Source organism: Marinobacterium maritimum (assembly GCF_039523155.1).
GTDB classification, from domain to species: Bacteria; Pseudomonadota; Gammaproteobacteria; order Pseudomonadales; family Balneatricaceae; genus Marinobacterium; species Marinobacterium maritimum.
Map to the genome: position 1 here is coordinate 989,526 of NZ_BAAAET010000001.1, position 21,491 is coordinate 1,011,016.

The window sequence follows — 21,491 nt, forward strand, 5'->3', positions numbered from 1 at the left end:
TGCATCCGGACCGTTTGGGGTCGGTCCCGATGTGTTGAAGCGAATGATGATCCTCCCAAATCGAGGAGTCAAAGCGATTTTGTGCAGAGCAAAATGGATGTAGTCAGACTACACTCGGGATCGTGACAAAACTGTAAAATCACTACAGCATGGTTTTCGGTGAAAAACGGCTGAAGGCGAGTAACCACGCAGTTTTGAGGGGCTAAACCTTAAGTTGTAGCCACTTTGGTCGTAGCGGAATAAACAGGTTTTTACATGACTTTAAAGTTATTAAAAAGAATCTTTTTATTCCAAATTAATAATTAATATATTCACTACAGATTGCGAAATATTTTCCATTTCAATGGGTTATGCTGCTTATTCCTTACGACCAAAGTCGAGTCCATACAAAAAAGCCACTCTGTCAGGAGTGGCTTTTGGGGTTTGTTCGGATGTCGCACTACAGATCCAGGTAGAGGCTGCCCTGGTTCAGCAGCTGCAAAATCAGCGTTTCCAGCGCTTCATCGGCCGGGACAATTAGCTCATCCCGAGCACAAAGCTGCTGTGCAAACTGGATTGCTGCAGGTGCGTTAAGATCAAAGGCATGGCCATCGGCGAACAGTGTCAGCGCCTGGTCATCATTGCCGGTAAAGGCAAATCGGGAACCCTCGTTGGCATGCAGTACAGCGCCTTGACTCAAGGCCCCACGGAGCTCGTCGAGAGAATAGGGCTCTTCATTGCCGGACAGGTCCGGGTACTTGGGCTCGGTCATCGACTGGCCGAACCAGCGGGTCAGCTGTTCAGGGTCGTTCAAATAGTGCTGGATGATCTCCTGCACACGGCTGATCGCCTGATGGTCGATCTCGCCCGGATGGGCGGGCAGAGCAAGATCGGGATCTTCATAACGCAGGTCGCTGCTGAGCCCGTCACATACCGCTTGGGTCAGACCCTGCAGGATCTCGCTGTGCGAGGGAGCCCGGAAGCCGATCGACCAGGTCATACAGCCATCGCCGACACCCACGCCGTTGTGGCCGACACGGGGCGGCAGGTAGAGCATGTCGCCGGGGTGCAGCTCGAAACTTTGTTCGGCCTGCCATTCCGGCAGGATCATCACCGGCGTATTTTCGCGGCGAGGGGAGTCTTCGCCGTACAGCCCGCCGTATTCCCAGCGTCGAACGCCTTCCGCCTGCAGCAGGAAGACATCATAGTTGTCATAGTGAGGCCCAACGCCGCCGCCATCGCTGGCGTAGCTGATCATCAGGTCGTCACGACGCCACTGGGGGATGAAGTCGAACGCCTGCATCAGTGGCGTTACTTCCGGCACCCAGTGGTCGACTGCCTGCACCAGCAGGGTCCAGGGCTTTTGCCCCAGAGATGCGAAGCGCTCTTCGCCGAAGGGGCCGTGCTCCAGCGACCAGTCACCATTGACTGGATCAGTTTCAATCAGGCGTGATTCCACGTCCTCTTCACAAGCCAGGCCCGCCAATTCATCGGCACTGATGCAGGGGGCGAAGTCAGGAAAGGCATTACGGATCAGCAGAGGTTTTTTCTGCCAGTAGTCACGCAGAAACTGCTCGGCGCTCAGGTCGCCCCAGTGTATTTCAGTCATTAAGATTCAACAGCTCCGCCATTTCGGTGACGGCGTCTTCCAGTTCGGCCATCACCTTGCGGGTATCCCGCTGGGAGAGGGCGGCCTTGCGGTCGTTGCCGACCATGCGGACACATTTCTGGATCCGGCGCATGCACTGGTGGACACCGGTAACATTGAATTCGAACTGCTCGTAATCCTTGGCAGTTCGGCTCAACTGGTCGCGCAGGGCTTCTGCCTGTGCAGCCAGGGTGTGCAGGGATTGTGCGTGACTCATCCGTTACTCTCCAATCTGGTTGATTATTCTTACTCTATCAGTACGGATATCCGGAGCGGGTTAATCCCGGTCAGTTTTTTCGCGTTCAAGCACCTCTTCGACCGAGGTCAGGATGCCACGCAGCATGCCCAGTTCGGCCTTCTCCGGACGGGTACGGTTGAAGTAGCGGCGCAGCTTGTCCATCACTCGGCCTTCGTGCTGCGGAATGATGAAGCTGGTGCGGCGCAGTACCTTTTCCAGATGTTCGTAGAACAGCACCATCTCTTGCTGGCGAGGGTAGGGCGCCGGCTCCGGCAGCTTATCGACCTGTTTCGATGCACGGCGCAGCTCGTAGCAGACCAGCTGAATCGCTTGGGCGATATTCAGCACAGGGTAGTCTTCGTTGGCATCGATATACAGGTGGCGGTGGCAGAGCATCATCTCTTCGTTGGTCAGCCCCATGGTCTCGCGACCGAACAGAATGGCGACCTGACCATTACGTGCTTCATCGGTCATCATACTGGCGGCCTGCTCCGCATCCATCAGCGGCTGGTCGAAGCTGCGCTGGCGGGCGCTGGTGCCGATCACCAGCTGACAGTCGGCAATGGCTTCTTCCACGGTGCTGACGACGACAGCCTTATCCAGCAGATCTTTGGCGCCGGCAGCACGGGAGTCGGCTTCTTCATGCGGGAATTCGACCGGATCCACCAGCCAGAGTTGGCCCAGGCCCATATTCTTCAACGCCCGGGCGGCTGCGCCGATGTTGCCGGGGTGGAAGGTGTTGATCATGACAATGCGGATGTTTTCGAGCATAACGGCCTCGCAGTTTGGAATGGGCCGCATTATAGGGGTCTAGCGGGTGCAGGAAAACTCATTGGCAGGTATAGGCCGGCAACGGTGCTGCGCGGCCTTATGAGAGGGGGCAGTTACAGCTTACGCAGCCACTGGCGGAGGTGGTGAGCAAACTGCTCCTTGTGCCACAGGTGGGGCGAGTGGTCGGCCTGGGAGTAGATGTGCAGCTCGGGGTGAGGCAGTTGGGCCTCGATCCATTCCGGTACTTCGCGGGTATAGAACTGGCTGGTATCGCCATAGACCATCAACGTTGGCCGGTCGATCCTGGGCAGCAGGTCGCGGTAGTCCTGTTGCGTCAGCGAATCCCAGCAGTGAGTCAGGGCCGGCCCGTTGAGTCCACGCAGGTAGTCACGCATTTGCTGGAAGCCACGGCTGTTCTGACTGTAGTTGTCACGGCTGCGTGCGTTGAGACCGTTGGCGGCAAGTTCCAGTACGCCTTCGGCGAAGTTTTCGTCAAGCCGTTGGATAAACGCCTGGTTGCGGTCGTAGTCGAAGTCGCCGTAGATGCCCAGTGGCCAGTCCTGATCGGTCACCAGCTTGGGTGACTGGTCGACGATGCAGAGCCCGGCCAGGCGCCCCAATCCATAGTTGCGGATATATTCCCACGCGATCAGTGCGCCCATGGAGTGACCGACCAGTACGACATCGCGAATGCCGTGATGCTCCATCAGGCATTCAAGATCATCGGCCATGCGACTCATTTGCATGCTTTCCAGCGGGGGCGTTGGGTGCTGACCATGGCCGCGGGCATCCCAGCAGAACGTATGCTGGCGGTCGCTCAGCTCGTTGGCAAAGGGCAGCCACTCGCGGGAGCCAGAAGTCCAGCCATGCAGGAATATGATCGTCTGGCCTCGGCCAAGGCTGATGTAACGAATTGGGTGCTGGTCGGAACTGAGCAGGGTTTCCATACGTGCTACTCCGGTGCAGATATGAAAACGGGGCCAGAAGGCCCCGTATAATCGCTTAGATGCGCTTTGCCTGATCGGCGGCGTTGCCGATGTACAGGGCAGGCGTCAGGGCCTTGAGTTCGGCCTTGGCCGCTTCCGGCATTTCCAGCGTATCGATGAAGTTCTGGATGGTTTCCTGATTCATCTCCTTGCCGCGAGTCAGATCCTTCAGCTTCTCGTACGGCTTTTCGATGCCGTAACGACGCATCACGGTCTGGATCGGCTCAGCCAGGACTTCCCAGGCATTGTTCAGGTCTTCAGCCAGACGTGCAGCGTTGATCTCCAGTTTGCCGATGCCTTTCAGGCTGGCCTGGTAAGCGATCAGGCTGTGACCGAAGCCCACGCCAAGGTTACGCAGCACAGTAGAGTCAGTCAGGTCGCGCTGCCAGCGGGAGATCGGCAGTTTGGCGGCCAGATGCTGCATGATGGCGTTGGCGATACCCAGGTTGCCTTCGGAGTTTTCGAAGTCGATCGGGTTGACCTTGTGCGGCATGGTGGAAGAGCCCACTTCGCCGGCCACTGTCTTCTGCTTGAAGAAGCCCAGCGAGATGTAGCCCCAGACATCGCGATCGAAGTCGATCAGAATGGTGTTGAAGCGGCAAACGGCATCGAACAGCTCGGCGATGTAGTCGTGCGGCTCGATCTGAGTGGTGTACGGGTTCCAGGTCAGGCCCAGGCTCTCAACGAAGGACTTGGCATTGGCTTCCCAGTCGATATCCGCGTAGGCAGACAGGTGAGCGTTATAGTTACCTACGGCGCCGTTGATCTTGCCCAGGTATTCGATGTTGTCGATCTGCTTCAGCTGACGCTGCAGACGGTAAGCAACGTTGGCCATCTCCTTACCCATGGTGCTCGGAGAAGCTGTCTGACCGTGGGTACGGCACAGCATCGGCTGATCAGCATGTTCGCGGCCCAGGGCGGCGATGGCATCGGTCACCTGCTGCATCTGGTTGCGAGTGACTTCAACGCCGTGACGCAGCATCAGCGCGTGAGACAGGTTGTTGATGTCTTCAGAGGTGCAGGCGAAGTGAACGAACTCGTTGACCGCCATCAGCTCGGCGTTGTCGGCGATCTGCTCCTTGATGAAGTACTCAACCGCTTTCACGTCATGGTTGGTGGTACGTTCGATCTCCTTGATCCGCTCGGCATGCTCGACACTGAAGTTGTCGACCAGGTTGTCCAGCAGGGCGTTGGCTTCTGCACTCAGAGCCGGCACTTCCTGGATCTGCGGGTGGGAGGCCAGCTGCTGCAGCCAGCGGATCTCAACCTGTACGCGGAAACGGATCAGACCGAATTCACTGAACACAGCACGCAGGTCAGCAGTTTTGCTGCCGTAGCGGCCATCAACCGGGGATACGGCGGTAAGGGCAGAAAGCTCCATGTTACACAGTCTCACTTATCAGCTTGTGTCATTAAAGGGGCGATTATACGGAAAACGGCCGCAACTGGGTATGCCGTTACACTTCGGGTTCATTTCCGTATCCCTGGAACTGCTTGCACAGTTCATAAATTAGTCAACTGTAAAAAAACTGCTACGCTCAAAATCGAGATACTGCCCAGACCGGTGCGCTGCGCTGGCCTGAATGGAAATACCAATAAGAACAGCCTGGCAGACTGATTCCCTCGATATGGATCGAGACTGCGCAGCCGCCGGGCGTGAGGAGTTTTCGCCATGAGCAAGAAAACACCCGACTCTGCCGGGCATAGCGATACACGTGGCATTCACGAACTTTACGCCGAAGATCCGGTCAAGGCGGATCAACAGCTCTGGGATCGTGAAGTAGATGCGACATCACGTCGAGGCTTTCTCAAGCGCTCCAGTCTGCTGGCGATGGCGTCGGCGCTGGGAGCCAGTGCCATTCCTTTCGGGGACAAGATGCCGGGCGGGTTGATTCCTGCAGCTTTCGCCAACACTACGGAACCGTTCACGCTTGAGGGTAAGGATGGTTTGACGGTGCTCAATGATCGTCCCATCAATGCCGAAACGCCGGCCCATCTGTTAGATGATCGGGTGACCCCGGGGAGTCGCATGTTTGTGCGCAATAATGGTTTGCCACCGGCAATGGAGTCGATTGATCCGGCGACCTGGACGCTGGAGATCGCAGGCGAGTCCTGTGAAAAGCCGATGACGTTCACCATCGCCGAACTGAAAGAGAAGTTCAAGAATTACACATACCAATTGCAGATCGAGTGCGGTGGCAATGGCCGCTCCGAGTTTGTGCCGTCCGCCAGTGGTAACCAGTGGACGGTGGGGGCTGTGGCTTGCCCAAGCTTTACCGGTGTGCGTGTGCGTGATGTGCTCGAAGCCTGTGGTATCAAATCCGATGCTGTTTATATTGGCTATTATGGTGCCGACGAGCACCTGAGTCGTGATCCGAACAAGGCGGCGATCTCCCGTGGCGTGCCGATGTCAAAGGCGCTGGAGGAGGAGTCGCTGATCGCCTGGGCGATGAACGACGAGGATATTCCTCTGCTTAACGGCTATCCCTTGCGTCTGGTCTGTGGTGGTTGGCCGGGTTCAGTATCCGGCAAGTGGCTTAAGAAGATCGTGATCCGTAACAAGGTTCATGATGGGCCAAAAATGTCAGCCCCGTCCTATTCAGTACCGAAATACCCGGTGGCCCCGGGTACAGAGGTGCCGAAATCTGACATGGTGACTATCGAATCCATGCCGGTCAAATCGCTTGTTACCTTCCCCAAATCCGGCATTACGCATGCAATGGGGCAGGCACTTGCCGTCAGGGGGCATGCCTGGGCGGGAGACCTGTCGGTGCAGGATGTCTATGTATCCATCGACTTCGGAGCAACCTGGCAGCGGGCCGAGCTGGAGGAGCCGGCCAACCGATTGGCCTGGCAGCATTGGTCGCTGCAGGTGGTATTCCCCGAAAAAGGCTACTACGAGATCTGGGCTCGCGCCGTGGACAGCGAGGGACACTCTCAGCCGATGGTGGTGCCGGGCTGGAACCCGCGCGGCTATCTGAATAATGCCTGCCACCGCATCGCGGTTCAGGTGGCATGAGGAAGGGACTATGAAGACCTTACTCTTGGCTGGCCTGATGCTGGCTTTACTCATGCCGCTGCCGGTCATGGCGGCGGAGAAGGACCCTGATACCGGGTTTATCATAGCGGATGGCTGGGAGGTGGTGCGTAATAACTGCACTGCCTGTCATTCCGCCAGTATTGTTACGCAGAACAGCGGGTCGCGTAACTACTGGCTTGGTCTGATTCGCTGGATGCAGGCGACCCAGAATCTATGGCAGTTCGACGCGGCTACCGAGGAGACGATACTGGATTACCTGTCGACCCAGTACGGCACGAAGAAGGGGGCGCGACGGGAGCCGCTGCCCCGGGAGCTGATGCCGGAAAATCCATACAAGATGGAGGCGAAAAGCTCCTGAATTATAGATGTTCGCGCTTCAAGTCCGAATGATGCGACGCAGTGAGGGCTTGAGGCGCGAGCGGAAGAACAGCATGTGCCAGCGTTTGCCGCCGACCTGGCGCCACAGCAGGGTGGCGCGGATGCCGGCCAGCAGCAGGGCACGGATACGGGCGGCATTCTCGCTGTTCTGCAGGTGGCGCGGGTCGCCGCCAACCTGGATGCGGAAGCTGAAATGGCTGATCGTTTCCTGATAGAGGTTGTCCAGCGCTGCGATCACGTTGCGGTGGGTATAGGCGACAGGCTCAAGTGCGGCTGAAGATGTCTCTTCCTGACTGTTGAAGTAACGTGCCTTGGCAGCAATGGCATCAATGCCTTCACCGACCTTTGCCATCACGTCCGGGTGCTTGTTCAGTTGGCGCTCCAGCATGATCATGCCCAGTACATACTGGATAATCTGCTTGTTCTGGGCGCTTTCGTTCTTGTCGACCATATCCTGCAGGTGGCGCAGTCCCAAGCTCAGGCTGTAGGGGACTTCGCTGACACCGCCGTAGACGTCTTCGGTCAACTTGGGGCTGGTGACGAAGAGGCTGGCGATGCAGGCTTCGTAACTGTTTTGCGGCACCATGCCACGATGGGCAATCTGGTCCACCAGGCTGGCGGCCTGAAACATGCCGGCCAGGGCGACGGTTTGTTCATCATGTTGACGCGACATCAGGCCTCCTTAGCCGATCCGGCAATCGAGTGACGCGAGGTGTATTCAATCACGCCGCCACCCAGGCAGAGATCATCCAGGTAGAGCACCACGGACTGGCCCGGGGTAACGGCGCGCTGAGGCTGGTCAAACACGACCTTGTAGCCGCCTTCTGGCGAGGCTTCCACGGTGCAGTCCTGATCGGACTGGCGGTAGCGCACCTTGGCCTTGCAGCGCAGTGGTAGTTCTGGCGCTTCACCACTGATCCAGAAGATATCACCGGCGTGTAGCCAATCGGCGAACAGTAGCGGGTGTTGGCCCTGTACAGCGATCAGTACGTTGCGATCCAGGTCCTTGGCGGCGGCAAACCAGGGTTCTTCCGGGTAGTCCTTGAGGCCACCGATGCCCAGCCCCTGGCGCTGACCGATGGTGTAGTACATCAACCCCTGATGGTCACCGATGACATCGCCGTCGGGTGTTTCGATCTTGCCAGGTTGAGCCGGCAGGTACTGCTTGAGGAAGTCACTGAAGCGGCGCTCACCGATAAAGCAGATGCCGGTGCTGTCCTTCTTGTTGTGAGTCACAAGGCCATGTTCTTCTGCCAGGCGGCGTACTTCAGGCTTCTCCAGCTCACCGACCGGGAACAGGGTCAGTTTCAGCTCCTCTTCACCAACCTGATGCAGGAAATAGCTCTGGTCCTTGTTCGGGTCCAGCCCCTTAAGCAATACGGTGTGGCCGTCGCGCTCGCCGCGGCGCACATAATGGCCGGTGGCGATCATGTCGGCACCGAGCATCTGCGCGTATTCAAGGAACGCCTTGAACTTGATTTCGCGGTTGCAGAGGATGTCAGGGTTAGGGGTGCGGCCGGCCTTGTACTCTTCAAGGAAGTGTTCGAACACGTTGTCCCAGTATTCAGCGGCAAAGTTGGCAGAGTGCAGGTGGATGCCCAGCTTTTCACAGACCGCCTGAGCATCGGCCATATCTTCCTTGGCGGTACAGTATTCGGTGCCGTCATCCTCGTCCCAGTTCTTCATGAACAGGCCTTCGACCTGATAGCCCTGTTGCATCAGCAGCAGGGCAGAAACGGAAGAGTCCACGCCGCCGGACATGCCGACGATCACTTTGGTCTGGGCGTTGGGCTTGGGTGCAGTCATGTTCAAGCGGTTTCCTGAATAAAGTCCAGCGGATAACGTGTGCCACGCAGGTAATCATCGATGCAACGGGTGACCATCTCGCTGCGCAGCTCGGGGCGGCGTGCTTCGAGCTCTTCACGGGTCAGCCAAAGGGGGCCGATGATGCCATCATCGAGACGGGCATCGGGCACCTGGCGTACGGCGCGTGCAATGAAGCAGAAGCGATGATAGGTCACGCCGTTTGAGGGCGCGTAATAAGTATAGAGGCCGAGCAGCGCTTCGGGTTCTACCAGCCAGCCGGTTTCTTCCAGTGTTTCCCGCTTGGCAGCTTCGAGGAAGCTTTCACCCTGTTCCAGGTGGCCGGCTGGCTGGTTGATGACTCTTTGGCCACTGGCCATTTCTTCAACCAGTAGAAAGTGGCCATCCTGCTCAATAATGCATGCGACCGTTGCGTGGGGTGTCCAGCGCATTACAACTCCATGATACTCTGCTTTACTGGGAGCCAATGATACCAGTTTGGCTCAATCCTTGTCTGTTGTACCCGATAGGAGGGCAAACAGGGTGAACGATTTAATACGGGTGCAGACTGCCGATTTCAACCCCGGCGAATTTCATGACTGGCTCAAGGAGGCAGGGGCCGAGGCCGGTGCCATCGTAACGTTTACCGGTATCGTGCGTGAACTGGCGGGTGGTGGCCTTGAGGGGATGTACCTGGAACATTATCCGGGCATGACCGAGCGGGCACTGAAAGCCATCGTTTGCCAAGCCAGGGAACGCTGGACGTTGGAGCGGGTGATGATTTGTCACCGAGTGGGCTGGTTGCAGCCTAACGACAATATTGTTTTCGTCGGGGTCTCCAGCCCGCATCGGGCTGAAGCTTTCGAATCGGCAGCATTCCTGATGGATTACCTCAAGCGTGACGCACCTTTCTGGAAGAAAGAGCGTACCCGGGCTGGTGAACACTGGGTGGAACAGAAGGCCTCGGATCAAGCAGCCGCTGAGCGCTGGAAGCTCTAGGCTAGCGACGCTGCCGACGTGCCCCTGCTGACCGAGGGCGTTCCCCGGGCTTTGAGCGAAGAGCGGGTTTGCTCTTTGGCAAGTGCACGGTTTCTTCGCGCCATTGCCCGGGGGGCAGCTGCTCCAGAGACCAGGAGCCGATCGACCAGCGAATCAGACGCAGGGTAGGGAAGCCGACCTCTGCGGTCATGCGCCGTACCTGTCGGTTGCGTCCCTCGGTAATGGTCAATTGCAGCCAACTGGTGGGTTGCTCCTTGCGATAGCGTACCGGCGGGGTGCGAGGCCAGAGCCAGTCCGGTTCGCTCACGCGCTGTGCCTGAGCGGGGCGGGTAGGGCCGTCCTTGAGGGTGACGCCGCGACGGAGCCGTTCGATTGCCTCGTCCGAGATCAGGCCGTCGACCTGGGCGTAGTAGGTCTTCGGCATTTTGAACGCAGGGTTGGCCAATTGATGCTGTACACGGCCGTCATCTGTCAGGATCAGCAGGCCCTCGGAGTCATAATCCAGCCGACCTGCGGCGTAGACTCCGGGAACCTTGATGAAATCGGCGAGTGTCGAGCGATCCTCTTGATCAGTGAATTGCGTCAGTACTCTGAACGGTTTGTTGAAAAGAAGGATCTTCGACATCTAATATACGTATGTGCTACTCAGCCGATTGTATGTTGACGGCATGAAGCCCCTTGGGGCCTTGTTGAATTTCGAATTTGACGGCCTGGCCGGCTTTCAGACTCTTGTACCCGTCCATGACGATGGCCGAGAAGTGGGCAAAGAGCTCCTCTTCACATGCATCCGAGAGGATGAAACCATAGCCCTTGGCGTTGTTGAACCACTTCACAGTCCCTAACTGCATCACTACTTCCTCCTGCGACATTCAGAGCTTGGCTCTTAGGTCATTGCCCGCCTGTTCGTACAAGCGGTGTTCCTTGTGTTTATGATTGAACCAGGGACTTCAGGCGTGGCAGTAAGCTGTATAGCCTACGACGGCGTAGACTTATCGGCAGGCTGCCTTTAACCTCTCCTTGTATACAGGCCGAGTATAGCACTTGCTGCTTATGACACTAGAGATGTCAGGGTTTTTCCGGCGGGATTTAGACTAATATCGAAGGTAGAGATGTTGCTGCAGAAGGTACATGAGTTCAGGTTAATGAGTTCCGATCATAACGCGGATGACGATCATTCGGGCGCTGGCGGTCTGGCAACTGCGGAAACCAAGCCCCAACTGAAGCGGCCCCCGATGTACCGGGTGGTATTGATGAATGACGACTACACACCAATGGATTTTGTCGTCGAAGTATTGATGATTTTTTTCGGTATGGACCAGGAAAAGGCGACACAGGTGATGTTGGCCGTCCATACTCAAGGCAAAGGCGTCTGTGGTGTATTTACTCGCGATGTGGCTGAAACCAAAGCGGCACAGGTGAATCAATATGCCAGAGAGAACAAGCACCCGCTGTTGTGTGAAGTAGAAACGGTCTGACGGAGGCAAACGCCATGCTGAATCGAGAGCTTGAAGATACCCTGAGCGTTGCGTTCCGGTCCGCCCGGGACAAGCGACATGAGTTCATGACAGTCGAACATCTGCTGCTGGCGCTGCTCGACAACCGTCAGGCCGCGGAGGTACTGAATGCCTGTGGAGCTGATATGGATCGGCTGCGCCAGCAATTAATCGTATTCATTGACGAAACCACGCCACTGTTGCCGGAAAATATTCCCAACATGGAAACTCAGCCCACGCTGGGATTTCAGCGTGTGCTTCAGCGTGCGGTCTTCCATGTGCAGTCATCTGGCAAGACTGAGGTCAGCGGCGCCAACGTGCTGGTCGCAATTTTCAGTGAGCAGGAAAGCCACGCCGTATTTGTGCTGCAGCAGCAGGGCATCGAGCGGGTTGATGTGGTGAATTTCATTTCACATGGCATTTCCCGTATCAACGAGAGTGAAGCCACCGATCATGAAGTGGAAACCGAAGGTGAAGAGGCTCGAGACAACAGCAAGAGCGCGCTGGCCCAATACTCTGTCAATCTGAACCAGCAGGCGGCACTGGGCCGTATCGATCCCCTGGTGGGGCGTGATTCAGAGGTGGAACGGGTCGTGCAGATCCTTTCACGCCGTCGCAAGAACAACCCGCTGCTGGTGGGTGAAGCTGGCGTGGGCAAAACCGCCATTGCAGAAGGCCTGGCCAAGCTGATAATTGAGGAGAAGGTGCCGGATATCATCGCCGACAGCGTGGTATATGCGCTGGACCTGGGGGCACTGCTGGCTGGTACCAAGTACCGCGGTGACTTCGAGAAACGACTGAAAGCACTGCTCAACGAGATCAAGCAGCAACCGAAAGCGATCCTGTTCATTGACGAGATCCACACCATCATCGGTGCCGGTGCTGCTTCCGGTGGCTCCATGGATGCGTCCAACCTGCTCAAGCCCTTGCTCAGTTCTGGCGAGATCCGCTGCATAGGCTCGACCACCTTCCAGGAGTTTCGTGGCATCTTCGAGAAAGACCGGGCATTGGCACGTCGATTCCAAAAGATCGATGTGCTGGAGCCGAGTGTCGAGGATACCTACCGTATCCTGCACGGCCTCAAGTCCCGTTTCGAAGCGCATCATGAAGTGGAATTTACCGATGCGGCCTTACGGGCGGCTTCTGAGCTGGCCGAGCGTTACATCAACGACAAGCACATGCCGGACAAGGCGATCGATGTCATCGACGAAGCTGGCGCCTATCAGCGCCTGATGGCACCGGAACACCGCAAGAAAGTCATTGATGTGGGGGATGTCGAAGCCGTGGTGGCCAAGATCGCCCGTATCCCGCCGAAAAGTGTCTCCACGTCCGATAAGGACCAGCTGCGTAAGCTGGAAAATAACCTCAAGATGGTGGTGTTGGGGCAGGATGAAGCGATCGATTCCCTGGCGTCAGCAATCAAACTGTCCCGTGCCGGTCTGAAAGAGCCCAATAAGCCAGTGGGCAGCTTCCTCTTTGCTGGCCCGACAGGGGTGGGTAAGACCGAGGTGACTCAGCAGTTGGCCCGTATTCTGGGTATCGAGCTGGTGCGCTTCGATATGTCCGAATACATGGAGCGACACACGGTATCTCGCCTGATCGGTGCGCCTCCGGGCTACGTTGGCTTTGATCAGGGCGGTCTGTTGACCGAGGCGATCACCAAGTCGCCACACTGCGTATTGCTGCTGGACGAGATCGAGAAGGCACATCCGGAAGTATTCAACCTGCTGCTGCAGGTGATGGATAACGGTACCCTGACCGACAACAACGGCCGCAAGGCGGATTTCCGCAATGTTATCCTGGTGATGACCACCAACGCCGGTGCCGAGGCACAGAGTCGTCCGTCGATCGGCTTTACTCAGCAGGATCACAGCTCTGACGCGATGGAGGCACTCAAGCGTCTGTTTACGCCGGAGTTCCGCAACCGTCTGGATACGGTGATTCAGTTCAAGCCGCTGACGCTGGATATCGTCAAGGGCGTGGTCGACAAGTTCCTCACCGAGCTGCAGGCGCAGCTGGATGAGAAACATGTAGTGCTTAATGTGAGCGATGAAGCCCGCATGTGGCTTGCCGAGAATGGATACGACGAGAAAATGGGAGCCCGCCCGATGCAGCGTCTGATTCAGGAAAAAGTGAAGAAGCCGCTGGCCGAGATGATTCTGTTTGGCGACCTGGCCGAGTCGGGTGGCGAGGTGGAAATCGGTATTGGGGACGACGGGGATATCAGTGTGGAGGTCGCAGCGGTGGCAGCCTGATGGCTGCCATCCACCGCAGCCGCGCCTGAAGAATCAGCGGGCGCGGTATACGATACGGCCTTTGCTCAGATCGTACGGGGTCAGCTCAACCTTGACCTTGTCACCAGTCAGGATGCGGATGTAGTTCTTGCGCATCTTGCCGGAAATGTGAGCAGTCACCACATGGCCGTTTTCGAGCTCAACACGGAACATGGTGTTCGGAAGGGTATCGATAACAGTCCCTTCCATTTCAAATGAATCTTCTTTAGCCATTCACTACCTACCTTTGAGGCTGGATTGCCTGTTTGGAAAGCGCAATATTTTGCCTGAAGTTGCGCCCGAATTCAAAATCTATCCGTGTTACCAAGTAATTACCTTGTTTGCCACTCACCGTCGACCAACATTTCAAGCGGTGAATAGGCCGTTTTATAGTTCATTTTACGGCAATCTTTCACCCAGTATCCCAAATACAGGAAAGGCAGTTGCAAACGCTGGGCCTGCCGAATCTGCCACAGGATAGCGAATACGCCAAGGCTGCGTTTGTGTTCGTCAGGGTCATAGAAGGTGTACAGTGCGGATAATCCGTGCTCGAGGCGATCGGATACCGCGATGGCAATCAGCTTGCCTTCAGGTGTGCGAAATTCATAGAAGCAGCTGTCAGTGCCGCCTTCGGCCAGAAAGTTGACGAACTGCTCTTCACTGGGCGGATACATGTCGCCGTCGGCGTGTCGATGGCAGATATACCGCTCATAAAGATCATAGTACTCGGGTGTGAGCATGCAGGGGGCAGACCGCACGACCAGGTCGGCATTGCGGTTAGCGATTCTGCGTTGCGTCTTCGAGGGGTGAAAACGTTCCACCGGAATGCGTACGGAGACGCATGCCTGACAGCCTTCGCAGTGAGGGCGGTAGATATGGCTGCCGCTGCGGCGGAAGCCAAGGTCCGACAGCTGGCTGTACAGGGTGCGATCAATGGTGGCGCGTGGGTCGACGAACAGGGTGCGTGCCTGTCGATCGGGAAGATAGCTGCAGTCGTGCTCCGGTGTGGCGTAGAACCTCAGCGTGCGCAGATTGCTCATGTTGTGCCCCCCGTGACGTCATCACGGCTGATCGAAAATGCCCAGTCGTGCTCGTTGGGCAGGTCACGCAGCCTGGCCAGTTCCCGGGCAAAAATCACACGGGGAATCTCGGTTGCACCGAGGCTGGCCAAGTGATCGTTGTAGACCTGGCAGTCGATCAGCTCATACCCCCAGTATTGCAGCTGAGTGGTCAGCCAGGCAAAGGCGATTTTGGAGCAGTCGCGTTGACTGGAGAACATCGACTCGCCAAAGAACACTTTGCCGATACCCAAACCGTACAAACCACCCACCAACTTCTGATCGATCCAGACCTCTACTGAATGCGCGTATCCACGACGGTGCAGGTTCAAGTAAGCCTTGAAAATGTCTTCGCTGATCCAGGTGCCTTCCTGCCCCCGCCTGGGGGCTGCGCAGGCGGCAACGACCTTGGCGAAAGCACAATCAAAGGTGACAGCGTAGTCAGTCTTGCGCAGTCGTTTGCGCATGCTGCGCGACAGGTACAGGTCCTGCGGGAAGAGTACACAGCGAGGATCGGGGCTCCACCAGAGAATGGGCTCGCCGGGGTTGTACCAGGGGAAGATGCCATTGCGGTAAGCGCTGAGCAGGCGGGCCTCGCTCAGGTCGCCACCCGCGGCGAGCAGGCCGTCGGGTTCGACCAGTGCCTGCTCGAGCGGGGGGAATTCCAGGCTGTCATCAGCCAGCCAAGGGATCATTATTTTTCGAGATTATCCAGATATTTTTCGGCATCCAGCGCGGCCATGCAGCCAAAACCAGCCGAGGTGATCGCCTGACGATAGTTGTGGTCGCAGACGTCGCCAGCGGCAAAGACACCTTCAATGCTGGTCTGGGTCGCGTTGCCATCGAGGCCTGAGCGGATTTTCAGGTAACCATCCTGCATGTCCAGCTGGCCGGTGAACAGGTCGGTGTTTGGCTTGTGGCCGATTGCGACGAATACACCCTGCAATTCCAGCTCCTGGGTGCTTTCATCCTGCGTGCTGCGGACACGAATACCGGTAACGCCAGAATCGTCCCCCAGAACTTCATCAAGCTGGTGGTTCCACAGGATCTTGATGTTGCCTGTCTCGGCTCGCTCCATGATCTTGTCCTGCAGGATCTTTTCAGAACGCAGGCTGTCACGGCGATGGATCAGCGTCACTTCGGCCGCGATATTGGACAGGTAAAGCGCTTCCTCGACTGCGGTGTTACCGCCACCGATAACGGCCACTTTTTGGCCGCGGTAGAAGAACCCATCGCAGGTGGCGCAGGCGCTGACACCCTTGCCCATGAAGGCTTCTTCAGATTCCAGACCCAGGTACTGGGCAGAAGCACCGGTCGAGATGATCAGTGCATCACAGGTGTACTCGCCCATGTCGCCCTTAAGGCGGAAGGGGCGGTTCTGCAGGTCGGTTTCATTGATGTGGTCGAAAATCACCTGAGTGTTGAAACGCTCGGCATGGGCCTGCATGCGCTGCATCAGTTCAGGTCCCTGAACGCCATCAACATCACCGGGCCAGTTGTCTACGTCGGTCGTGGTGGTCAGCTGACCACCTGCCTGCATGCCAGTGATAACGACCGGGTTCAGGTTGGCACGGGCGGCGTAAACGGCAGCAGTGTAACCGGCAGGGCCGGAACCAAGAATAATCAGACGATGGTGTTGTACTTCACTCATGAGTGTTCAGTTTCCACATTAAGATGTTCGTAAGCTGGTTCAAGTATACTGAACCATCGGCAGAATGGAGCTGACTCTAAACCCGCTGAGGTCGATTGTCCATGTTGCGGCTTTGGCTGCAGGCAATATTCGGCGTCTGGAGTCGGATTATGTTATTTTTGCCGTAGCTTGTTGATCTGTAGAGTGTAAGGATAACCGGATTGAGTGATAACCAGCCCAAAACCCCACCCCCTCTGGCGGAACAGTTGCTCAGTATAGTGCGCGAGAGTGGGCTTATTCTGCTGGTGGGCGCCAATATTTTTCTGTTGCTGGCGCTGATTGGCTATGACCCGAGAGACCCCGGTTGGTCCCATCTGGGCTATCAGCCCCAAGTGGAAAATTTCACCGGTGCAGCTGGTGCCTGGCTGGCGGATGGCGCCATCTCCGCCGTTGGCATTGGCGCTTACCTGTTGCCGTTATTGTTATTGATGCCGGCCTGGCGTTTCCTGCGTCGGCCAAGATATGGTCTGATCGACAGCCTGCCATTTTTAATGCTGCGTACCAGTGGCGCGCTGCTGTTTCTGTTCAGTCTCTGTGCACTGGCATCCATTCACCTGTCCAATGAAGGGCTGCATTACCCCTTTACCGTTGGCGGGATTCTGGGTGAGGCACTTTCAGACTGGAGTGTGAGCTGGTTCAGTGTCACCGGCAGTTCAGTGGTACTCTGGACCCTATTACTGCTGGGCCTGACGTTGTTTATCGAGATCTCCTGGCGTGATGCGTTGGAGAAAGTGGGTGGCAGTATCCTGGGCCTGGTGGATCGTGTACGCGAACGCTTTGCGGGCGGTGTGATGCCCGATGACGCGTTGGAAACAGAGCCTCCCTGGCAGGAAGAGCGAGCCGAGCGGGCGCCGCGTGCGGCCGAAGTGGTCAACGCCAAGCCTGTTATCAAGGAGCCAGACCTGCCGGTGGCGAAGGTGGCCGAGAGGGTAGAGCCCTCATTCGATCACCTCCTGTCGCAGGCGGAATCACAGCAGGCGGCAGAGCCGCCTTCAGCCAAGCAGTCGGTGGAAGAGATAACCCGCGAGATGCCAGCAACCGAATCGGTGGCAGCTCCTTCGCGCCCGGCCGTACCTGCCAAACCGGCGACACCCGCGAGCGACGACGTGCTGGCCAAGAAAAGCCTTAAAATCGTGCCGCTGTCGGAGACGCATAAGCCTCTGGCTGAGGAGGCCGAGCAAGAGCCGGCGCAGAAGCGCAAGCAGCTGCCGCGCCTGCCATCTCTGGATCTGCTTGATCCGCCTTCGCTACAGCAGCAACAAGGCTACAGTGAAGATGATCTGGAACAGATGTCACGACTGCTGGAAGCAAAGTTGAACGATTTTGGCGTCAAGGCAGAGGTGGTGGAAGTCAATCCGGGGCCGGTGATCACCCGCTTCGAACTGCAGCCGGCGCCGGGCGTCAAGGCCAGCAAAATCTCCAACCTGTCACGCGATCTGGCCCGCTCCATGGCTGTCACCAGTGTGCGCGTGGTCGAGGTGATCCCGGGCAAGTCAGTGGTCGGGGTCGAGATTCCGAACGAGGTGCGCCAGACCGTGCAGCTCAGCGAGGTGCTCAATGCCAAGCCCTATCTGGAAGCCTCTTCGCGCCTGACGCTGGCGCTGGGGAATGACATCGCCGGCAATCCGGTCGTGGCCAACCTGGCCAAGATGCCCCACCTGCTGGTGGCCGGTACCACTGGCTCCGGTAAGTCCGTAGGCGTGAATGCCATGCTGTTGAGCCTGTTGCTCAAGGCGACGCCGGACGAAGTCCGTCTGATACTGGTCGACCCGAAGATGCTGGAACTGTCGATCTATGAAGGCATTCCGCACCTGCTGACGCCGGTTATCACCGACATGAAGGAAGCCGCTGGCGGCCTGCGCTGGTGTGTGGCCGAGATGGAGCGTCGTTACCGCCTGATGGCGAAAATGGGCGTGCGCAACATCGCCGGCTTCAATGACAAGGTGATCAATGCTCAGGAGGCAGGGCAGCCAATTCCCGATCCGCTTTGGAACCCGCAGGAGTATGGTTACCCCGATGACGAGCCGGCTCCCATGCTGGAAACCCTGCCCTACATCGTGGTGGTGATCGACGAGTTCGCCGACATGATGATGATGGTGGGCAAAAAGGTCGAAGAGCTGATTGCGCGTATCGCCCAGAAGGCACGTGCCGCCGGTATCCATTTGGTCCTGGCGACGCAGCGCCCGTCCGTGGATGTGATCACCGGCCTGATCAAGGCCAACATCCCGACCCGTATCGCCTTCCAGGTTTCGTCCAAAATCGATTCGCGCACCATTCTGGACCAGGGTGGGGCCGAGAGCCTGCTGGGCTACGGTGACATGTTGTATGTACCGGCAGGTACCAGTATTCCCAACCGTGTTCACGGGGCTTTCGTCAGCGATGACGAGGTGCATCGGGTGGTAGAGCAGTGGAAGCTGCTGGGGACGCCGAACTATATCGACGTCAACCTGTCCGATGGGGGAGGTGAATCCGGCGGCAGTGGCGGTGGTGGTTTCGACGATGAGCAGGATCCGCTCTATGACGAAGCCGTAGCATTCGTCACCGAGTCGCGCAAAGCCTCCATCTCCAGCGTGCAGCGCAAGTTGAAGATCGGCTATAACCGTGCTGCCCGGATGATTGAATCCATGGAAGCTGCCGGTGTGGTATCTGAAGCCGGCAGCAACGGCCAGCGTGAAGTGCTGGCCCCGCCACCCCCGAGGGACTAATCGATGTTGAAATCCTTTGTGACAAAAACGCTGGCAACGGCCGCATTTACGCTGGGCGTGAGTACTGTCAATGCCGCACCGGCGGATGGGGCGGTGTATCCTGTTGATGGGCCGGTCAAGGAGTTGAGTAATCTGCTGTCCGGTCACGCATCGGCAAAGGCTGACTTTACCCAGTTTGCACTCAGCAGTGATGGTGATCGTGCCGAAGACTCCAGTGGTTACTTCGTCGTGGCACGTCCCAACCGCTTCCGCTGGGTGACCGAAGCGCCCTTCATGCAGGAGATCGTCAGCGACGGTGACTATATCTGGATTCATGATCCCGATCTGGAGCAGGTTACTCGCAAGCCGGCCACAGGGCAAAACAACAGTGCTCCGGCGATGATTCTCAATGGCCAGATCGAGCAGCTGAGCGAGCGTTTCAGCATCGAGCGAATCGACGGTAACGAAAGTGGTGTCGCGTTGTATGAACTCAAGCCGCTTGATGCCGAGAACGCCACCTTTGCGCGTATCCGTCTGTTGTTCGAACAGCAGCGCATCACCGAACTGTCGATGGAGGACAGTCTCGGTCAGCGCAGCATGCTGGTACTGCATGATCTGGAATATGACCCTGAGCTCCCGGAGGGTGTGTTCGAATTCATCCCCCCGGAGGGATCTGACGTTATTCTGGATCCGGGCCAGTAATGCAGGATCTGTTCAGTGACCAGGTAAAAGGTTATCAGCCGCTGGCCGCCCGGATGCGCCCGACAACGCTTGAGCGGTATATCGGGCAGAGCCACCTGCTGGCGACGGGCAAGCCTCTGCGTCAAGCGCTGGAGCAGGGTGCCATTCACTCGATGATCCTCTGGGGGCCACCAGGTGTTGGCAAGACCACGCTGGCGCAACTGGTGGCACATCAAGTGGATGCCCATTTCATGACGGTTTCGGCGGTGCTGGCAGGGGTCAAGGAGATCCGCCAGGCGGTGGATGAGGCACGTCAGGTAAAGGCTCAGAGTGGGCGCAAGACGATCCTGTTTGTGGACGAGGTACACCGCTTCAACAAGTCGCAGCAGGATGCCTTCCTGCCCTATGTGGAGGATGGCACCGTCATCTTTATCGGTGCTACCACGGAAAATCCCTCGTTTGAACTGAACAACGCGCTGCTGTCACGGGCGCGTGTCTATCTGCTGCGCTCGTTGACACAGGAGGAACTGGGCCGGGTTGTTGAGCAAGCGCTGGCCGATGCCGAACAGGGTCTGGGGCAGCAACAATTGCAGATTCCGGCCGAGATGCGTGATCAACTGGTGTTGGCCGCTGATGGTGATGCCCGCACGGCCCTGAACCTGCTGGAGATCGCCGCTGACCTGGCGCAGGAACAGCCTGATGGTACGCGTCAGGTTACGCCTGAAGTGCTGACAGAGGTGCTTCAGGCCGGCGGTCGTCGTTTCGACAAGGGCGGAGATCATTTTTACGATATGATCTCGGCCTTTCACAAGTCAGTGCGCGGTTCTTCGCCGGATGGTGCGCTGTACTGGTACTGTCGCATGCTCGATGGCGGTGGCGACCCACTTTATGTCGCCCGACGTCTGGTGGCGATCGCTTCGGAAGATATCGGTAATGCCGACCCCCGTGCCATGCAGGTGGCACTGTCTGCCTGGGATGCCTTTGAACGAGTTGGTCCGGCTGAAGGTGAGCGGGCGATCGCCCAGGCGGCGATCTATTGTGCCTGTGCGCCGAAAAGCAATGCGGTGTACCGCGCGTTCAATCAGTGTCAATCGGAGGTGCGTCAGGAAGGTTCGCTGCCGGTACCCGAACATCTGCGCAATGCACCGACCAGTCTGATGAAGGATCTGGGTTATGGCGCCGAATACCGCTACGCCCATGACGAACCGGATGCCTATGCGGCGGGTGAAAACTATCTGCCTGAAGCTATTGCTGACCGGCGCTGGTATGAGCCCGAACCACGCGGGCTTGAAATCAAAATTCGGGAGAAGCTTCAGCGCCTGCGACAGCAGGATGCACAGAGCCCCAAGCAGCGTTACAGGAGACGACGATGATGCATTTGGTGGCCGTAGCAGTGGGTGGGGCTTTGGGTGCGCTTGGGCGGTATTGGGTCAGTGGCGTACTGAACAATGCCGAGCACCGCCTGCCAATGGGGACGCTGACCGTAAACGTGCTGGGCTCTTTCCTGATGGGTGTTTGTTTCGTGCTGATTCTGGAGCGTGCCCGGTTATCACCGGAGCTCAGGCCTTTGCTAATGGTCGGTTTTATGGGTGCTTTCACCACCTTCTCTACTTTTTCGCTGGAAACCGTGGCGATGATCGGTGAGGGGCATGTCATGTCGGCGCTGATTTATATATTATTGAGCGTTTCATTGTGCATTGCGGCACTTGGTGCCGGATTGTGGTTGACCCGCTTGTTCTGAAAACACGTGTTCTGACGGCACGTGTTCTG

At 57.4% G+C, this 21,491-nt stretch carries 23 protein-coding genes; 9 read left to right on the top strand and 14 right to left on the bottom strand.

Annotated features, from left to right (window positions below):
- Positions 1-439 precede the first annotated feature (439 nt).
- The 5 genes from ABD013_RS04450 to purB all read right to left on the bottom strand — a co-directional run bounded on the left by ABD013_RS04450 (position 440) and on the right by purB (position 5,003).
- Positions 440-1,588: a ribosomal protein uL16 3-hydroxylase gene (locus ABD013_RS04450; protein ID WP_343802864.1), complete on the bottom strand. Its 1,149-nt coding sequence runs from the start codon at positions 1,586-1,588 to the stop codon at positions 440-442.
- On the bottom strand, positions 1,581-1,844 hold the full coding sequence (locus tag ABD013_RS04455) for a hypothetical protein (protein ID WP_343802867.1): 264 nt from the start codon (positions 1,842-1,844) through the stop codon (positions 1,581-1,583). Before ABD013_RS04455 ends, ABD013_RS04450 begins: the two co-directional genes overlap by 8 nt.
- Before the next feature lie 60 nt (positions 1,845-1,904).
- A complete protein-coding gene (locus ABD013_RS04460; protein WP_343802870.1) occupies positions 1,905-2,636 on the bottom strand; it encodes an RNA methyltransferase in 732 nt (243 codons plus the stop codon).
- A 113-nt stretch (positions 2,637-2,749) separates the two neighbouring features.
- Entirely contained in the window at positions 2,750-3,583 is an 834-nt protein-coding gene (locus ABD013_RS04465; RefSeq protein ID WP_343802873.1) for an alpha/beta fold hydrolase, read from the bottom strand.
- Between the two features lie 55 nt (positions 3,584-3,638).
- Complete coding sequence (purB, locus tag ABD013_RS04470) at positions 3,639-5,003, bottom strand: adenylosuccinate lyase (protein ID WP_343802877.1); 1,365 nt, start codon at positions 5,001-5,003, stop codon at positions 3,639-3,641.
- A gap of 291 nt (positions 5,004-5,294) precedes the next feature.
- On the opposite strand from purB, the gene ABD013_RS04475 reads away from it, so the two are divergent.
- Together ABD013_RS04475 and ABD013_RS04480 are read left to right on the top strand one after the other, a co-directional pair.
- Positions 5,295-6,641 carry a sulfite oxidase gene (locus ABD013_RS04475; protein ID WP_343802880.1) on the top strand — a complete coding sequence of 449 codons (1,347 nt, stop codon included), beginning with the start codon at positions 5,295-5,297 and terminating at the stop codon, positions 6,639-6,641.
- 10 nt (positions 6,642-6,651) lie between these two features.
- Positions 6,652-7,020, top strand: coding sequence for a hypothetical protein (locus tag ABD013_RS04480; RefSeq protein ID WP_343802883.1), 369 nt, complete (start codon positions 6,652-6,654; stop codon positions 7,018-7,020).
- Between the two features lie 18 nt (positions 7,021-7,038).
- Here the strand turns inward: ABD013_RS04480 and hflD are convergent, their stop codons facing one another.
- The 3 genes from hflD to ABD013_RS04495 are packed head-to-tail and all read right to left on the bottom strand — an operon-like array spanning position 7,039 to position 9,295.
- Positions 7,039-7,713, bottom strand: a complete 675-nt coding sequence (hflD, locus tag ABD013_RS04485) for a high frequency lysogenization protein HflD (protein ID WP_343802886.1) — start codon at positions 7,711-7,713, stop codon at positions 7,039-7,041.
- Positions 7,713-8,846, bottom strand: a complete 1,134-nt coding sequence (gene mnmA / locus ABD013_RS04490) for a tRNA 2-thiouridine(34) synthase MnmA (RefSeq protein ID WP_343802889.1) — start codon at positions 8,844-8,846, stop codon at positions 7,713-7,715. Before mnmA ends, hflD begins: the two co-directional genes overlap by 1 nt.
- Before the next feature lie 2 nt (positions 8,847-8,848).
- Positions 8,849-9,295: an NUDIX hydrolase gene (locus ABD013_RS04495; protein WP_343802891.1), complete on the bottom strand. Its 447-nt coding sequence runs from the start codon at positions 9,293-9,295 to the stop codon at positions 8,849-8,851.
- Between the two features lie 91 nt (positions 9,296-9,386).
- On the opposite strand from ABD013_RS04495, the gene moaE reads away from it, so the two are divergent.
- Positions 9,387-9,842 carry a molybdopterin synthase catalytic subunit MoaE gene (gene moaE, locus ABD013_RS04500; protein ID WP_343802894.1) on the top strand — a complete coding sequence of 152 codons (456 nt, stop codon included), beginning with the start codon at positions 9,387-9,389 and terminating at the stop codon, positions 9,840-9,842.
- A gap of 1 nt (position 9,843) precedes the next feature.
- Here the strand turns inward: moaE and ABD013_RS04505 are convergent, their stop codons facing one another.
- Both ABD013_RS04505 and cspD read right to left on the bottom strand, forming a co-directional pair.
- A complete protein-coding gene (locus ABD013_RS04505) occupies positions 9,844-10,467 on the bottom strand; it encodes a pseudouridine synthase (RefSeq protein WP_343802896.1) in 624 nt (207 codons plus the stop codon).
- Positions 10,468-10,483: 16 nt separating this feature from the next.
- A complete protein-coding gene (gene cspD / locus ABD013_RS04510) occupies positions 10,484-10,690 on the bottom strand; it encodes a cold shock domain-containing protein CspD (RefSeq protein ID WP_343802898.1) in 207 nt (68 codons plus the stop codon).
- A 294-nt stretch (positions 10,691-10,984) separates the two neighbouring features.
- On the opposite strand from cspD, the gene clpS reads away from it, so the two are divergent.
- Positions 10,985-11,317 (top strand): ATP-dependent Clp protease adapter ClpS, encoded by a 333-nt coding sequence (clpS, locus tag ABD013_RS04515; RefSeq protein ID WP_425543389.1) that lies wholly within the window; start codon positions 10,985-10,987, stop codon positions 11,315-11,317.
- A gap of 14 nt (positions 11,318-11,331) precedes the next feature.
- Positions 11,332-13,590: an ATP-dependent Clp protease ATP-binding subunit ClpA gene (gene clpA, locus ABD013_RS04520; RefSeq protein ID WP_343802904.1), complete on the top strand. Its 2,259-nt coding sequence runs from the start codon at positions 11,332-11,334 to the stop codon at positions 13,588-13,590.
- Between the two features lie 33 nt (positions 13,591-13,623).
- Here the strand turns inward: clpA and infA are convergent, their stop codons facing one another.
- The 4 genes from infA to trxB form a co-directional block, all read right to left on the bottom strand.
- Positions 13,624-13,842 carry a translation initiation factor IF-1 gene (gene infA / locus ABD013_RS04525; protein ID WP_091824146.1) on the bottom strand — a complete coding sequence of 73 codons (219 nt, stop codon included), beginning with the start codon at positions 13,840-13,842 and terminating at the stop codon, positions 13,624-13,626.
- A gap of 98 nt (positions 13,843-13,940) precedes the next feature.
- Positions 13,941-14,648, bottom strand: a complete 708-nt coding sequence (locus ABD013_RS04530) for an arginyltransferase (protein ID WP_343802907.1) — start codon at positions 14,646-14,648, stop codon at positions 13,941-13,943.
- On the bottom strand, positions 14,645-15,361 hold the full coding sequence (gene aat / locus ABD013_RS04535) for a leucyl/phenylalanyl-tRNA--protein transferase (protein ID WP_343802910.1): 717 nt from the start codon (positions 15,359-15,361) through the stop codon (positions 14,645-14,647). The genes ABD013_RS04530 and aat overlap by 4 nt, the downstream gene beginning before the upstream one ends.
- Positions 15,361-16,317 (bottom strand): thioredoxin-disulfide reductase, encoded by a 957-nt coding sequence (trxB, locus tag ABD013_RS04540; protein ID WP_343802913.1) that lies wholly within the window; start codon positions 16,315-16,317, stop codon positions 15,361-15,363. Before trxB ends, aat begins: the two co-directional genes overlap by 1 nt.
- Before the next feature lie 200 nt (positions 16,318-16,517).
- On the opposite strand from trxB, the gene ABD013_RS04545 reads away from it, so the two are divergent.
- From ABD013_RS04545 to crcB, 4 genes are read left to right on the top strand one after another with little or no spacing between them, the layout of a single operon-like run.
- Positions 16,518-19,061 (top strand): DNA translocase FtsK, encoded by a 2,544-nt coding sequence (locus tag ABD013_RS04545; RefSeq protein WP_343802915.1) that lies wholly within the window; start codon positions 16,518-16,520, stop codon positions 19,059-19,061.
- Positions 19,062-19,064: 3 nt separating this feature from the next.
- Positions 19,065-19,742, top strand: a complete 678-nt coding sequence (gene lolA / locus ABD013_RS04550) for an outer membrane lipoprotein periplasmic chaperone LolA (RefSeq protein ID WP_343802918.1) — start codon at positions 19,065-19,067, stop codon at positions 19,740-19,742.
- Entirely contained in the window at positions 19,742-21,094 is a 1,353-nt protein-coding gene (locus ABD013_RS04555) for a replication-associated recombination protein A (RefSeq protein WP_343802921.1), read from the top strand. The genes lolA and ABD013_RS04555 overlap by 1 nt, the downstream gene beginning before the upstream one ends.
- On the top strand, positions 21,091-21,462 hold the full coding sequence (gene crcB, locus ABD013_RS04560; protein ID WP_343802924.1) for a fluoride efflux transporter CrcB: 372 nt from the start codon (positions 21,091-21,093) through the stop codon (positions 21,460-21,462). Before ABD013_RS04555 ends, crcB begins: the two co-directional genes overlap by 4 nt.
- Positions 21,463-21,491 lie beyond the last annotated feature (29 nt).